General features: G+C 37.6%; 13 protein-coding genes and 1 pseudogene. All 14 read left to right on the top strand.

What is annotated here, in order from left to right; translation table 11 throughout:
* A pseudogene (locus ACTTG8_RS04960) lies at positions 1-575 on the top strand (hydratase); the annotation flags it as partial.
* A gap of 212 nt (positions 576-787) precedes the next feature.
* Positions 788-1,735, top strand: coding sequence for an NAD(P)/FAD-dependent oxidoreductase (locus tag ACTTG8_RS04955; RefSeq protein ID WP_442561014.1), 948 nt, complete (start codon positions 788-790; stop codon positions 1,733-1,735).
* A gap of 35 nt (positions 1,736-1,770) precedes the next feature.
* A complete protein-coding gene (gene trxA / locus ACTTG8_RS04950; RefSeq protein ID WP_442552539.1) occupies positions 1,771-2,094 on the top strand; it encodes a thioredoxin TrxA in 324 nt (107 codons plus the stop codon).
* A gap of 196 nt (positions 2,095-2,290) precedes the next feature.
* Entirely contained in the window at positions 2,291-2,764 is a 474-nt protein-coding gene (gene grdA / locus ACTTG8_RS04945) for a glycine/sarcosine/betaine reductase complex selenoprotein A (RefSeq protein ID WP_315102236.1), read from the top strand.
* Positions 2,765-2,953: 189 nt separating this feature from the next.
* On the top strand, positions 2,954-4,489 hold the full coding sequence (grdC, locus tag ACTTG8_RS04940) for a glycine/sarcosine/betaine reductase complex component C subunit beta (RefSeq protein WP_442561013.1): 1,536 nt from the start codon (positions 2,954-2,956) through the stop codon (positions 4,487-4,489).
* Positions 4,490-4,510: 21 nt separating this feature from the next.
* A complete protein-coding gene (gene grdD / locus ACTTG8_RS04935; RefSeq protein ID WP_442561012.1) occupies positions 4,511-5,668 on the top strand; it encodes a glycine/sarcosine/betaine reductase complex component C subunit alpha in 1,158 nt (385 codons plus the stop codon).
* 87 nt (positions 5,669-5,755) lie between these two features.
* Positions 5,756-6,145, top strand: coding sequence for a GrdX family protein (locus tag ACTTG8_RS04930; protein ID WP_442561011.1), 390 nt, complete (start codon positions 5,756-5,758; stop codon positions 6,143-6,145).
* Between the two features lie 330 nt (positions 6,146-6,475).
* Entirely contained in the window at positions 6,476-7,756 is a 1,281-nt protein-coding gene (locus tag ACTTG8_RS04925) for a glycine/sarcosine/betaine reductase component B subunit (RefSeq protein ID WP_442561010.1), read from the top strand.
* Between the two features lie 10 nt (positions 7,757-7,766).
* Complete coding sequence (grdB, locus tag ACTTG8_RS04920; RefSeq protein ID WP_442561009.1) at positions 7,767-9,080, top strand: glycine reductase complex selenoprotein B; 1,314 nt, start codon at positions 7,767-7,769, stop codon at positions 9,078-9,080.
* 186 nt (positions 9,081-9,266) lie between these two features.
* Positions 9,267-10,640, top strand: a complete 1,374-nt coding sequence (locus ACTTG8_RS04915) for an alanine/glycine:cation symporter family protein (RefSeq protein WP_442561016.1) — start codon at positions 9,267-9,269, stop codon at positions 10,638-10,640.
* Between the two features lie 201 nt (positions 10,641-10,841).
* Positions 10,842-11,888 (top strand): selenide, water dikinase SelD, encoded by a 1,047-nt coding sequence (gene selD, locus ACTTG8_RS04910; protein WP_442561008.1) that lies wholly within the window; start codon positions 10,842-10,844, stop codon positions 11,886-11,888.
* Between the two features lie 63 nt (positions 11,889-11,951).
* On the top strand, positions 11,952-13,346 hold the full coding sequence (selA, locus tag ACTTG8_RS04905; protein ID WP_442561007.1) for an L-seryl-tRNA(Sec) selenium transferase: 1,395 nt from the start codon (positions 11,952-11,954) through the stop codon (positions 13,344-13,346).
* Entirely contained in the window at positions 13,346-15,265 is a 1,920-nt protein-coding gene (selB, locus tag ACTTG8_RS04900; RefSeq protein ID WP_442561006.1) for a selenocysteine-specific translation elongation factor, read from the top strand. Before selA ends, selB begins: the two co-directional genes overlap by 1 nt.
* Positions 15,265-16,185 (top strand): selenium metabolism-associated LysR family transcriptional regulator, encoded by a 921-nt coding sequence (locus tag ACTTG8_RS04895; protein WP_442561005.1) that lies wholly within the window; start codon positions 15,265-15,267, stop codon positions 16,183-16,185. Before selB ends, ACTTG8_RS04895 begins: the two co-directional genes overlap by 1 nt.
* Positions 16,186-16,231 lie beyond the last annotated feature (46 nt).

Raw genomic sequence — 16,231 nt, 5'->3', positions numbered from 1 at the left:
CCAGTTCTTACCGATCCAATCCTCTTGGACTTGCAGAGTTCACTCTTTCAAGGAAAGATCCTGATTATGTGGGTGAGGCAAAGAAGGTTAGGAGTATGGAAGAGGAGAGACTTAACGGTAAAGCTTTTACTGATGACGGACTAAAAGAGGTTATAGCCATATTACAGGCCTATGACAATGACTTTAAGCCAGAACTTACAGAGATAGGAAGTGCTATATATGCAGTTAAGCCAGGCGACGGCTCGGCTAGAGAGCAGGCGGCAAGCTGCCAGCGTGTACTTGGAGGACTTGCTAATATTGCAAAGAGTTACGCTACAAAGCGTTACCGTTCAAATTTAATGAACTGGGGCATGATACCATTTATCTATGAGGAGGATATTCCTTTTCATAAAGGAGATTTTCTTTATATAAAGGGAATTAAATCTGTTATAGAAAATGGAGAGAGCAGTGTAAAGACTGTAATTGTAAATGAAAATGGAACTAAGGAGATAGAGTTATCTCTTGGTGCTATGACTGATGAGGAAAAAGATATAATAGTAAGTGGTTGTCTGATTAATTATAATAATAGGAGCTAAGATAAATTTTCTACAATAATTATAAAAATAAATGATAAAAAAGTACAAAAATAGAGAAATGATATAAAAAGTGTTTTACAAACATGGTGAATATGTTGTATAATATGATGTGAATTATACTATAAATCAAATTTATCATGAAAATTTTTATAATACGATATTTTATATAATATTATTATAATTTGATTTAATAAGAAAAAGGAGTGTGAACTATGAGTAAGCTGTATGATGTAATTATTCTTGGGGCAGGACCTGGAGGGCTTGCAGCCGGTCTTTACAGTGGAAGAGCCAGACTTTCTACTTTGATTATTGAAAAAGGAAGTGATGGTGGACAGATAGCAATCACAGATGAAATTGAGAACTATCCCGGTCAGGTACTTGAAGATGAGAGCGGACCAAGTCTTATTGCTAGAATGACAAAACAGTGTGAACACTTTGGATGTGAGAGAGTAAGTGATACGGTTGTTTCTGTTGAACTTAAGGGAGATGTTAAGAAAGTTACTTGTAATAATGGTTCTTATGAGGGCAAGACAGTTATTATTGCAACAGGTGCTTATCCAAGACCAATAGGTTGTGAGGGTGAGAAAGAGTTCGCAAGTAAGGGAGTGTCTTATTGTGCTACTTGCGATGCTAACTTCTTTGAGGGATTTGATGTATATGTAGTTGGTGGTGGAGATTCTGCAGTTGAGGAGGCTATGTACCTCACTAAATTTGCAAGAAATGTTACCATTATTCATAGAAGAGATGAATTAAGAGCAGCTAAGTCAATTCAGGAAAAGGCTTTCAAGATTGAAAATCTTCATTTCATGTGGGATAGTGTAGTTACAAAACTTTATGGTGACGGTATTCTTTCAGAAATGGATGTTAAGAATGTAAAGACAGGTGAGATTACTCATATTGTAGCTGATGAGGAAGATGGTATGTTTGGGCTTTTCGGATTCATTGGAAGAATTCCTAACTCCGATCTCTTTAAAGATACAGGCCTCGAACTTGATGAGAGAGGATATTTTATTACTGATGACAATATGTGTACCAATATTCCGGGTGTATATGTAGTCGGTGATATAAGGGTTAAAGAACTTCGTCAGGTTGTTACAGCAGCAGCAGATGGTGCTATTGCGGCAACTATGGCTGATAAATATGTAAATGGACTCATTTAATGATATTTAAATATAATTTTTAGGAGGATATAAATATGTTAGAAGTAAATAAGGAAACATTTGGACCTGAGGTACTTGAGGCAGAAGGATATGTATTTGTAGATTTTTATGGTGATGGTTGTGTTCCTTGCCAGGCTCTTATGCCTTTTGTGCATGGTCTTGCTGATGAGTTTGAAGGAAAACTTAAATTCTGTGCTCTTAATACTACACAGGCTCGTCGTCTTGCTATAGGACAGAAAGTTTTAGGACTTCCTGTTATGGGTATTTATAAAGATGGAGCAAGAATTGAAGAACTTGCTAAAGAAGATTGTACAGAGCCTGCTATTAGAGCTATGGTTGAAAAGTACGCAGCAATGTAGTGAAAAATTATTCGCAATATTTTTGCAAAAAAATCTAAAAAATAAGATAATTTGTAAGAAAATTATCAATAATTTAGGTGGTTTTACATAGTATTGCAATATTATTGTAACTGTGATAAAATTTTTATGTACACGAGATTGCGTTTAGAGCATTAGCTTTAACGATATATGTTAAACACTTTGAAAGGAGAATATGATGGCTATCTTAAAAGACAAAAAGGTAGTAATCATCGGCGATCGTGACGGTGTACCGGGTCCTGCTATTAGTGCCTGTGTAGAGTCAGCCGGTGGTGAAGTAATTTTTGCATCTACTGAGTGCTTCGTTTGAACGAGCGCAGGTGCAATGGATCTTGAAAACCAGAAAAGAGTTAAGGAATTTTCAGAGAAGTACGGTCCGGAGAATGTAGTAGTAGTTCTCGGCGCAGCAGAGGGCGAGGCTTCAGGTCTTGCGGCTGAAACCGTTACTGCTGGAGATCCTACTTATGCAGGTCCATTGACAGGAGTTCAGCTTGGACTCACAGTATACCATATTTGCGAACCAGAGATTAAAGCAGAAGTTGATGAAAGCGTTTATGATGACCAGGTTAGTATGATGGAGATGGTTCTTGATGTTGATGGAATCATCGAGGAAATGACTAATATCAGAAACGAGTATTGCAAATATTTATAATCAGACTTTGCAATTTTAAGAGGTGGCGATGAGGTTTAACTGCCTCATCGCTTTTTCTTGTATTTATGGTAAAATTACTTCACAATACTTTACAAAGTAATGATTTAATAAAGAAAAACAACATTTGGGGGATATTTATAACCAAGTGATTAGAAGGTAATAAAAACAATATAAAACGAGGTGGAAAGTATGAACAGTATTATTAAAGGAACCGGTTATGCTCTTGCACATACACCAAGCATGATAATTCACAATGGTTCAACAGCGGTGACTGAAAAAATTGTTAATCCGGATTCAGATTTCCTTAAGGCTATTCCAAGCCATATAAGAAGCTATCAGGATGTTGTAGATTATTGGCCAAATCAGGTTTATATCGGAAATGCTACTCCTGCACAGTTTAAAGAAGTTGAATTTCCATATTTTGACAAGCATATGGAAGGTGCGAATAGATATGGTAAATTTGGTGAAATTATGCCGGAGGCTGAATTCTTGCTTTTAGTACAGGCGAGTGATGTATTTGAAGTAGTAATGCTTGAGAAGGGCTTTGTAGCAGCTCATAAGGCTGAGCTTGCAGCAGATCCTGTTATTACAGAAGATATAATGGCAAGAGTTCATGAAGGGTCTGAGCTTTCAGAAATTGAGCAGTTTGTTAATAATGATGGTGCTGAAGGTCTTTACTATGGAGAAACATTGGTAGGTTGTGTTAAGAGAGCGCATGATATTGATGTGAACCTTTCAGCAGAGGTTATGCATGAAAATCTTGTAAATAAGGCATCCAGCGTACTTGCTGTACTTCATTCTCTTAAGAGTACAGGCGTAGGTAAGGAAGAAGTTGAATATGTAGTTGACTGTTCAGAAGAGGCTTGTGGTGATGTAAACCAGCGTGGTGGAGGTAACTTTGCTAAGGCAGTAGCTGAGATAGCTGGTCTTGTAAATGCTACTGGTTCTGATGCAAGAGGTTTTTGTGCCGGCCCTGCACATGCTCTTATTGAGGCTGCTGCTCTTGTTAAGGCAGGTGCTTATAAGACTGTAGCTGTTATTGGTGGAGGTTGCGTACCTAAGCTTGGTATGAACGGTAAGGATCATGTAAAGAAAGATGTTCCTCTTCTTGAGGATTGTATTGCCTCTTTCTGTATTATCATTTCTGAGAATGATGGAGTAAGTCCTGAGATCAATCTTGATATTATTGGTCGTCATACAGTTGGAACAGGTTCAGCTCCTCAGAATGTAATAGGTAGTCTTGTAGCTGATCCTCTTGAGAGAGTAGGTCTTAAGATTACAGATATAGATAAGTATTCAACAGAGATGCAGAATCCGGATATTACAAAGCCTGCCGGAGCTGGTGATGTTCCTGAGGCTAACTATAAGATGATAGCTGCACTTGCGGTTAAGAAGGGGCAGCTTGATAGAAAAGAAATTCCTGATTTTATTACAAAGCATGGTCTTGTAGGCTTTGCCCCAACACAGGGACATATTCCATCAGGTGCACCATACATTGGCTTTGCAAGAGAAGATATTTTAGCAGGAAATATTAAGAGAGCGATGATAGTTGGTAAGGGCTCACTCTTCCTTGGAAGAATGACTAACCTTTTCGATGGTGTATCATTTGTTATTCAGGCAAATACTTCAGCTGAGAATAAAGAAAGCGGAGTATCTGAAGAAGAAGTAAAGGGTCTTATTGCAAAGGCTATGAAAGAGTTTGCAGCATCTTTGATAACAGAATAATCTGAGGAAGGTGGAAATGTAATGGGAAAAGGAATTGAAAAAATAATTGCCGATACCTTTCTTGAGATGGCTGAAGGCCTTGAAACAGGAAGTTTTGGTAAAAAACCTAAAATTGCACTTACCGGTATGGGTTCTGAACATGGTGAAGAAACCACAATGAAAGCTGCGGTTGAGGCTGCAAGAGATGGAATAGATGTATATTATATCGGTACTCTTGAGGCAGAAGGAGTTACTACTATTAAGGTAAGTAATGACGAAGAAGGTCATGACAGAATGGATGAAATGCTTGCATCAGGAGAGATAGATGGTGCAGTTACTATGCATTATCCATTTCCTATTGGTGTATCTACTGTAGGTCGTGCAGTTACACCCGGAATAGGTAAGGAATTATTCATTGCAAATACTACCGGTACTTCAAGTACTGATAGGATAGAGGGAATGATAAAGAATGCTATCTATGGAATAATTACTGCTAAGGCTTGTGGATTAAAAGAGCCTACAGTTGGAATTCTTAATGTAGATGGTGCAAGGCAGGCAGAGAAAGAGCTTAAGAAATTGCAGGAAGGCGGTTACGATATTCGTTTTACAGAGTCAAGCAGGGCAGATGGCGGCTGTGTGATGAGAGGAAATGATGTTCTTAGAGCTACACCTGACATTATGGTTATGGATTCTCTTACCGGAAATGTAATGAGTAAGATGCTTTCTTCTTTCACAACAGGTGGAAGTTATGAGGCAACAGGCTTTGGTTATGGACCGGGTATAGGTGAGGGGTATAAAAATCTTGTTATGATTATTTCTCGTGCATCCGGTACACCTGTTATAGCAAATGCTATTCGTTATGCGGCGCAGTTAGTAAGAGGAAAAGTGTTTGAAGTTGCTGCTGCTGAATTTGCAGCAGCTAAGAAGGCAGGGCTTGACAAAATTTTAGCAGAACTTAAAGCGGCTCGTGAGAAGAGTGCTGCTCCTAGTGAGGATGTTAAAGAGCCTGCCAAGGAGATAGTAACTGCTCAGATTCCGGGCATAGAAGTTATGGATTTGGAGGATGCTGTTAAGGCACTTTGGAAAGAAAATATCTATGCTGAGAGTGGAATGGGCTGTACAGGACCTATTATTCGTGTTTCTGATGCAAATAAGGATAAATCATTTGATATTCTTAAGAAGGCAGGATATGTAAGTTAAGATAATAATGTAAATAATACGGCTGCAGTTTCTTTACCACTAAGATAAAGATAGCTGTAGCCGATATTTTTTAGATGGAGATGATAAATGAAGAAACAGGAAGTTTTGATTGTAACTAATAATCCCTTGGTTAAAGAAAAAATTGAGGGAAATTATAATATTGATTTTGTGGATGGCGGTATTCTTGAAGTGATGGAAAAACTTAGAGATATGATACATACAGGATCCATTCTTCTTACACATCCGTTGTCAGGGAGTGTAAAGCCGGGACAGACTCCTTACAAATCGGTTATGATCCATATAGTTAAGGGGAATGTAGATGCAGACTCTTTACTTATGATTGAGGATGCTATTGATAATTGTAAAAAATTCGTTAAAAGGGTGGATGAGTTTAGAGAAGGCACTGATGAGGATAAACGCTTTATTGACTACACACTTATTTTAAGTGGAATAGAGTCTTTTGAGGCATTGAAGTAAGTGCAAAAAATTACAATTTTATAAATATTTTATGCAATAATATACAATTATTATAAAATGCTATAAATTACCCTTTGTTGGTGCTTTGAAAGAAATTAAATATCTTTGTGCAAAACTATCAATAAAAGTATTTTTATATAAGGAAATATTAGGAAAAACATCAAAGATATAAAAAATAATGAAAATTTAGATTACATTTTTAGTATAATATGATATAATAAAAGAGGTTTCAAGTAGGGAATAATTATTTATTTTTCCTATAAATGGTTCGGGCGTAAAATGCTTAGACTGTTTGAAAATAATACACAATATAATTAGGAGGTATGAGTTGTGAAACTGGAACTTGGAAAGATTTTCATCAAAGACATCCAATTTGCAACAGCGTCAAAGATTGAAGACGGAGTTCTCTATGTGAACAAAGAAGAACTTATCAAGATAGTTCTTGAGCAGGAGAAACTTAAATGTGCAGACTTTGACATTGCTAAACCGGGCGAGTCCGTAAGAATTACTCCTGTTAAGGATGTAATTGAGCCTAGAGTAAAGGTAGAAGGAAATGGAGGCATTTTCCCTGGTGTTGTAGCACCTGTAGATACAGTCGGTTCAGGAAAGACTTATTGCCTTAAGGATATGGCAGTAGTTACTTGTGGACCTATTGTTGGTTTCCAGGAAGGTATCATCGATATGACCGGACTTGGCGCACAGTATACACCATATTCAAAATTGCTTAACCTTTGCTTAATATGTGAGGGTGTAGACGGAGTTGCTCCTCATGATTATGAGCATGCAGTTCGTATGGCAGGTCTTAATGTAGCTACCTACATTGGAGAACTTGCAAGGAATCTCACACCTGATGAGACAGTAGTATATGAGGCTCCTACACTTAAAGAAGGTTTTGAGAAGTTCCCAGGACTTCCAAGAGTTGGTTATGTGCAGATGCTCCAGAGTCAGGGACTTCTTCACGATACCTATGTATATGGTGTAGATGCTAAAAAGATTCTCCCTACAGTACTTTATCCGACAGAGGATATGGACGGTGCTATTATTTCCGGTAACTGTGTTTCTTCTTGTGATAAGAACCAGACTTATGCACATCAGAACAATCCTGTTATCGAAGATTTATATGCAGAGCATGGCAAGACAATTAATTTTGTTGCTCACATTATTACAAATGAGAATGTTTACCTTGCAGATAAACAGCGTTCTTCAAACCAGACAGCAAAGCTCTGCGAGATGCTGGGACTTGATGCAGTTATCATATCTGAGGAAGGCTTTGGTAATCCGGATACCGACCTTATTATGAACTGTACAAAGATTGAGGCTAAGGGAATTAAAACAGTTATTATCACTGATGAGTATGCAGGTCGTGATGGTAAGTCACAGTCACTTGCAGATGCAAATGTGGCTGCAAATGCGCTTGTAACCGGTGGTAATGCTAACCAGGTTGTTATTCTTCCTAAGCTTGATAAGGTTATCGGTACTCTTGCTTATGTAAACAAGATTGCAGGTGCTAACGAGCATACACTTAGAGAAGACGGCACACTTGAAGTTGAACTTCAGGTAATTACCGGAGCAACAAACGAGATGGGCTTTAATACACTTAGTGCGAGATAAGGAGAAAATCATGGCAAAACTTAGAGTTGTTCATTATATCAACCAGTTCTTTGCACAGATTGGTGGCGAGGAAAAGGCTGATTATGCAGCTGAACTCCGCATAGGAGAAAAAGTAGGCCCTGGTATGGCGCTTGCTGCAGAGTTTGGCGAAGAAGCAGAAATAGTTGCTACTGTTATCTGTGGAGATAGTTATTTTAATGAAAATCTTGATAAGGCTAAGGCTGAGATCATTAATATGGTTAAGGAGCAAAAGCCTGATTTATTTATAGCAGGTCCTGCATTTAACGCAGGTCGTTACGGTGTTGCTTGTGCAACTATCGCTGCAGCTATTAAAGAAGAGTTAAATATTCCTGTAGTTACAGGTATGTACGAGGAAAACCCTGGTGTAGATATGTTTAAGAATCAAGTATATATCGTATCTACTAAGAACAATGCAGCAGGTATGAGAGATGCAGTTAAGAAGATGGCACCTCTTGCACTTAAGCTTGCAAAGGGAGAGACTATTGGAGCATCTGTAGAAGAAGGATATTTCAATCAGAATCAGCGTGTTAACTTCTTCGAGGCAAAGAGAGGCTCAAAGAGAGCTGTAGAAATGCTCCTTAAGAAGATAGCTGACAAGCCATTTGTTACAGAGTATCCAATGCCTGTATTTGATAGAGTTGAGCCTGGTAAGGCAATTAAGGATATGAGTAAGGCTACTATAGCTGTAGTTACCTCAGGTGGTACTGTTCCAAAGGGTAACCCTGATCATATTGAAAGCTCAAATGCATCTAAATATGGAACATACAGTATAGCAGGTATTAACTCTCTTGACAGTACTAACTCAGAAACAGCACACGGTGGTTATGATCCTGTATACGCAAATGAGTTATCAAACAGAGTAGTTCCTCTTGATGTACTTCGTGATATGGAGAAAGAGGGAGTTATTGGAAAACTTCATGAGTTCTATTATTCAACAGTTGGTAATGGAACTGCAGTTGCCTCTGCTAAGAAGTTTGGTGAAGAAATCGGTCAGAAACTTCTTGCTGCCGGAGTAAATGCTGTAATTCTAACCAGCACGTGAGGCACCTGTACACGTTGCGGTGCAACGATGGTAAAAGCTATTGAGGCAACAGGACTTCCTGTAGTTCATATTTGTACAGTTACACCTATTTCACTTACGGTTGGTGCAAATAGAATTGTTCCTGCTATTGCAATTCCTCATCCACTTGGTAATCCTGCATTACCTGCAGGTGAAGAAAAAGAACTTCGTCGTAAGATTGTTCAGAAGGCTCTTGATGCTCTCTGCACAGAGGTTGATAAGCAGACAGTGTTTGATAAATAAAGTTTAGTTTTGGCATTTCCCCACAAGACTAAACTTGTGGGGGATGCTTTTTAAGATACCCAATTAGTTCATAATTCTAAGCAAGGTTGAGGCTTAGAATAAATAATATATGAGGAGGGAAAGGGTATGACAGGTTTAACAAAGTTTTTTGTAATGGCTTTAGACGTAGCGAAAGAGCCAAGTGCAATGGATAAGGCGGCAAAAGTTGTTGATAATATGAGCGGATTTGTATGGAATAATATTCTTTTATTTGTTCTTCTTGGTGCAGGTCTTTATTTTACAATAAGAACAGGATTTGTTCAGATTCGTCATTTTGGAAGAGGCTGGAACAGAGTGTTCGGTGATTTTTCTCTTAGTGGATCTAAGGCAGGTAAAGAGGGTATGAGTTCTTTCCAGGCACTTGCAACTGCAATAGCAGCACAGGTTGGAACCGGAAATATTGCCGGTTGTGCTACAGCTATAGTAGGTGGTGGTCCGGGTGCTATATTCTGGATGTGGCTTGCAGCTTTCTTCGGAATGGCTACAATCTACGGAGAGGCTTGTCTTGCTCAGGCAACAAAGATAACAGATAAGGACGGAGAAGTTACTGGTGGCCCTGTTTACTATATTACCAAAGCCTTTGGTGGAGTTTTTGGAAAGTTCCTTGCAGGTTTCTTTGCAATAGCAATTACTCTTGCACTTGGTTTTATGGGTAATATGGTTCAGTCTAACTCTATAAGTGATGCGTTTAAGACAGCCTTTGGTGTACCTACTTGGATAATAGGTGTTGGTGTAGCTATAATTGCTGCATTTATCTTCCTTGGAGGTATTGGACGTATTGCATCTTTCACAGAGAAATGTGTTCCTATAATGGCAGCACTTTATCTCTTAGGTGGTCTTATCATACTTATAATCAATATCAAGAATGTACCGGGAGCATTTGCATCTATCTTTACAGGAGCATTTACTCCGGAGGCGATTGTAGGTGGTACAGCAGGTATAGCAGTTAGAGAGGCTATAAGAAGAGGTGTTTCAAGAGGTCTCTTCTCTAATGAGGCCGGTATGGGTTCTACTCCACATGCACATGCTATTGCTAAGGTTAGTAAGCCACAGGATCAGGGTGAAGTTGCTATGGTAGGTGTATTTATTGATACCTTCGTAGTGCTTACAATGACAGCTCTTGTTATTCTTTCAACAGGTGTACTTAATGGTCAGTTTGGTGCAGACAATAAGGATTTTACAGGTACATCAGTAGCACAGGCAGCTTTTGAGCATGGCTTTGGTAGTATTGGTCCTAAGTTTGTAGCACTTTGTTTATTGTTCTTTGCATTTTCAACTATTATTGGTTGGTATTTCTTTGCAAGACAGAACATCAAGTATCTCTTTGGAGAAAAGGCTATAGTTCCTTTCACAGTTATAGTTATCATTTGTATCTTCTGTGGTTCACTTCTTAAGGTAGACCTTGTTTGGAATCTTTCAGACCTTTTCAATGCTCTGATGGTACTTCCAAATATAATTGCTCTTCTCTTCTTAGGTGGAACAATTGCAAGATTTGCTAAGGGTGAGAATGTAAAGATGTAAATAATATCGTAAAATAGATTAATGACAGAGACTGAGAAATCGGTCTCTGTTTTTTTGTTAAAAATTTAACAGTAAATGAATAGTAAATTTGCAAAAAATTGGTAAAATCGTGTTATGCTTGAAAACTAATGAACTTGTATAGTATAATTAAAATTATCTGTATAAAATTTACATTAATTATGATGATATAAAGGAGGAAGTATGAGTAAAGAAAATGTTAAGCTAACTTCACTTACAAAGGCGTCGGGCTGAGCGGCTAAAATAGGGCCGGAAACCCTTGCTCAGGTTATGGGCAAGTTGCCTAAATTAAGATATGATGAAAACCTTTTAGTAGGTTTAGACACTTCAGACGATGCTGCAGTGTACAAGGTAAGTGATGATGTAGCTATCATACAGACACTTGATTTCTTCACTCCTGTAGTAGATGACCCTTATTTGTTTGGACAGATAGCTGCTGCTAATGCCTTGAGTGATATATATGCGATGGGTGGAACTGCTAAGGTAGCCATGAATATTGTAGCATTTCCAAACTGTTTATCGCCAAGTATTCTTGGCGATATAATGAAAGGTGGAGCTGATAAGGTAGCTGAGTCAGGTGCTCTTTTGGTAGGAGGACATTCAATTCAAAATGATGTTCCACTTTATGGATTAAGTGTAACAGGTTTTGTTCATCCTAAAAAAATACAGAAAAATTATGGGGCGAAAGAGGGAGATATTTTAATCCTCACCAAGCAGGTAGGCACAGGAATAATAAGTACAGCTGCCAAGGTAGATATGGCGTCCAAAACAGCAGTAGATGAGGCAGTTAAGGTTATGACTACCCTAAATCGTAAGCCTAAAGAAGTAATGGATAATTATGAGGTACATGCTTGTACAGATGTAACAGGATTTGGACTTTTGGGACATAGTATAGAAATGGCTGAACCAAGTAATGTTTCTTTTGAAATATTTGCGGACAAGATTCCTTTTGTTACAGAGGCAAGGGAATTGGCAGAAATGGGACTTATACCGGCAGGTGCATATAAAAATAAGGAATATTTTGGCTCTAAAGTTGATACTACTGAAGTTAAAGAAGTTATAGGAGATTTACTTTTTGATCCACAGACTTCAGGAGGTCTTATGTATGCAGTAGAGGCTAAATATGGTGATGAAATAATTGATGCATTAAAAAAATCAGGTCTTGCAACTGAGGTGGCTATAATAGGTAGGGTTATACCTAAAAAAGAAAAACTGATATATGTAAGATAATTCTCTAAATCTGGCAGAAAATTGTCGGATTTGGGAGAATTTTCTGCAGAGAAAGGGAAGAACATGGATAAGAATTTACTGTATAGGAGTATACCGAAAGTAGATATACTCCTTGAAAATGATGAGATTAAAGAATTAATTTTTAAATATGGACAGAAAGCTGTAATAAGCATAATCAGGGAGGAGACAGACAAACTTCGTCTGATGATTGCTGAGTCGGATGATGAAAAAAAACTTAGATGTAAGATAGAAAATATTGTAGGATTGATTGTAAAAGAAGTGACCAATCTTTTTAAGCCGAAAGTTAGAAAGGTAATAAATGGTACGGGAACTATACTCCATACAAACCTTGGTAGAGCACCTATTACCAGAGTACAGGCAGAAAAATTGGCTGATATTGTTTGTGGTTATTCAAATCTTGAGTATAATCTGGAAGAGGGAAAAAGAGGAGAAAGATATTCTCATTTTGAAAAATTACTTTGCAGGATAACAGGGGCAGAGGCAGCTATGGTAGTTAATAATAATGCAGCTGCTGTTATGTTGATTTTGAGTTCTATTGCAAAAGGTGGCGAAGTAATAGTATCAAGAGGAGAACTTATAGAAATAGGCGGTAAATTTAGAATACCTGATGTTATGGAGCAGAGTGGAGCTAAGTTGGTTGAAATCGGTACAACCAACAAGACACATTTTTCGGATTATGAAGATGCAGTTACAGAAGATACAAAGGCATTTCTTAAGGTACATACAAGTAATTATAATATTGTGGGCTTTACCGAAAGTGTACAAGCAAAGGAATTAAAACCACTGTCTGAACAGACTGATATACCAATAATTGAAGACTTAGGAAGTGGTGTGCTTATAGATTTGGAAAAGTTTGGGTTGACTCATGAGCCTACGGTTCAGGAGGCTATAGAATCAGGAGTGGATGTGGTCTGCTTTAGTGGAGATAAGTTACTTGGAGGACCTCAGGCAGGTATTATTATAGGTAAGAAGAAGTATATAAATATGATGAAAAAGAATCAGCTGACACGTGCATTAAGAGTAGATAAATTCACAGTAACTGCTCTTGAACTTGTACTGCTTTCATATTTAAATGAAGAAAAAGCTATATCAGAAATTCCGGTACTTAAGATGATGAGCGAATCTTATGAGAGTGTGAAAGAAAGAGCGGATAAGTTAGCGGGAATTCTTAAGAATAAATGTAAAAAGGCTGAAATAAGCATAGCAGATTGTGAGTCACAGGTAGGTGGAGGTTCTCTGCCGCTTGAAAGAATAAAAAGTGTATCAGTAGTTATTAAACCTAATAATATAAGTGTCAGCGTATTAGAAGAAATGATGCATAGTTTTGAACCTGCGATAGTTGCAAGAACAGCAGAAGATGCGATATGGATGGATGTACGTACCCTTTCTGATGAAGATTTTGATACTATTGGCAGTCTGTTTGGGGGTGTGTGCTAATGAAACATATTATTATAGGTACAGCGGGACACATCGACCATGGAAAAACTACACTTATTCATGCACTTACAGGGAGAAATACTGATAGACTTAAAGAAGAACAGAAACGAGGTATAACCATAGAGTTAGGTTTTACCTGGTTTGACCTTAAAGATCAGACGAGATGTGGCATCATAGATGTACCCGGTCATGAAAAATTTATAAACAACATGGTCGCAGGTGTAGTTGGAATGGATCTTGTGCTTATGGTAGTGGCGGCTGATGAAGGAATCATGCCACAGACTAAGGAACATCTTGATATTTTAGGACTTTTGGGAATAGAAAAGACCATTCTGGTACTTAATAAATGCGATACAGTTGATGCAGAATGGCTTAGTATGATGGAAGAGGATGTAAAGGAAGAGCTTAAGGGAACTATAATGGAAGGTGCTCCGGTAGCTAAGGTGTCAGCTATGACAGGAGAAGGAATAGATGAACTTAAGGAGCTGATATGGAAATTAGTGAAGGACGATGTACAAGAAAAAGATGTAAACAGTATTCCCAGACTTCCGGTGGATAGAGTATTTTCTATGCCGGGTTTTGGAACTGTTGTTACAGGAACTCTTCTCTCAGGCTCTATTAGTAAAAATGATACTCTTGAAGTATTTCCGCTTGGAAAAGAGTGTAAAATAAGGAATATTCAGGTGCATGAGACTAATCAGGATATGTGTGAGGCAGGGCAGAGAGTAGCCTTAAATATTTCCAATATACATAAGGATGAACTTCATAGAGGAAGTGTTATTGCTCCGATAGGGAGTATGGAAAACTCTAGACTTATGGATGTAAAACTCACTGTACTCAAAGATTCTAAGAGAAATATTAAAAATCGAGATAGACTTCACCTTTTTACAGGCACAAGTGAGATTCTTTGCAGGGCGATTCTGCTTGATAAGGACGAGCTTATGCCGGGGGAGACAGGGCTTGCAGAACTTTTGTTGGAAGAGGAGCTTGCAACAAAAAGAGGAGACAGGTTCATAGTTCGTTTTTATAGTCCACTTGAAACTATCGGGGGTGGAATGGTATTAGAGCCTAATCCTCGTAAGAAGAAAAGATTTAACGAGGATGCAATAGAAGAACTGTTAAAGAAAGAATCAGGTTCTTTGGCAGATGTATGCGAACTCAATATAAGGGCAGAAACAGAGGATTTGATTACATTGAAAGAACTTGCTAAGAATATGTCTCATTCTGCGGAAGAATTATTGCCTTATCTTGAAGAACTGATAAAATCAGGCATTGTCTTTGAATTTCCAAAGAATAAAGATGTGTTCTATTGGCATAGGGATAACGCTTTCATAGTTTCTCAAGAAATTACAAGGGATTTGAAGAAATTTTATGATAAGTACCCATATAGGATGGGGATTAAAAAGGCAGAAATACATTCTACATATATGAAAAAAGTAAAAATTAATGTGTTTGAAGAATGTATAGGTAAACTTGTTTCTGAGAATTTAATAGAGGTGAGAAACGAGTATGTATGCCTGTCTAATTATGAAGTAAATAAGGATGAGACTTACCTTTGTATAGAAAAACTGCTGACGGATACTTTTGAAACTGCAGGATATGCCTTTCTTAGATTTTCGGAAATAGATAAGAAGAAATATAGCGATGAAGTTGTTATGGATGTATTAAGAGTTATGATTGACGAAGGAAAGGTAGTGAAGGTTGGTATTGAACTTGAAATGTACACCATGAAACACTTTATGGATGTGGCAGAGGAAAGAATAAGAGATCATTTTAAGACTAATGAAATGATTACTATTTCAGAGGTAAGAGAGATGTTTGAAACCAGCAGAAAATGTGCTAAACCTATAATAGAATATATGGATGTTATTAAAGTGACCAAAAAGGTTGGAGCAGAAACAGAAAGGGTGGCTTATTAATGACATTAAAACAGCTTGAGGCATTTGTAAAAATTGCAAACAATAAAAGTTTCACGCTTGCTGCCAAGGAATTGTTTATAACCCAGCCTACGGTAAGTGCCTATATCAACAACCTTGAAGAGGAACTTGGAGCAAGGCTTTTTGATAGGACAACCAAAGAAGTACAGCTCTCAGAAGAAGGTGATGGTATATATATGTATGCTAAGGAGATGCTGGAACTTGCAGATAAAATTCAGAGATCATTTTTAAAGGATGAAAACGAGAAAAAAGTAAAGCAGGTAGTTATTTCAACTTCCTCTATTCCGGGACAGTTTCTTGTGCCTGAAATACTTTCTACATTTAAAAAGAAATTTCCGAAAGTTGAATTTAAGGTGAGAGAAACTGATAGTGCAGGAGTTGTAGAGGATATTACAAATCACATGGCAGATATAGGGCTTGCAGGAACTGAGATTAATACGAGCAAATGTAACTTCATACCGTTTTATGATGATGAGTTAATCTTGGTTACTGAAAATTCTGAAAAATACAGAAAAATTAAAGCAACACAGGCAGGTCTTAATTGGATAAGAGATGAAGATTTCATTATGAGAGAAACCGGCTCAGGTACGAGAAGAGAGGCAATGAAACTGCTTGAAAGCTGTGGAATATCTCAGGATGAACTAAAGATAAGTGCTACTTTTGGGAAAACGGTAACAGTTATTAATGCAGTTATCAATGGACTTGGAATAGCTATAATGTCAAAACTTGCTGTGACAGGAGAGCTTGAAAGAGGTGAACTTCTTGAATTTGAGCTTAGTAAAGAGGGGGGATATAGAAAACTATATATGGTAACTGAGAAGAAAAACAGACAGTCGGACGGATGTAAAGATATTATGAGAATAATAGCAGGGCTTTATAAAGTAAATATCAAAGAATTATAGTATAGAGTTATCCTGAAATATTTATTAGAATATTTTGGGATAACTT

The organism is Catonella sp., from assembly GCF_052173895.1.
In the GTDB taxonomy this organism is placed as follows: domain Bacteria; phylum Bacillota; class Clostridia; order Lachnospirales; family Lachnospiraceae; genus Catonella.
This window is presented reverse-complemented; position numbering and strand designations above follow the sequence as displayed.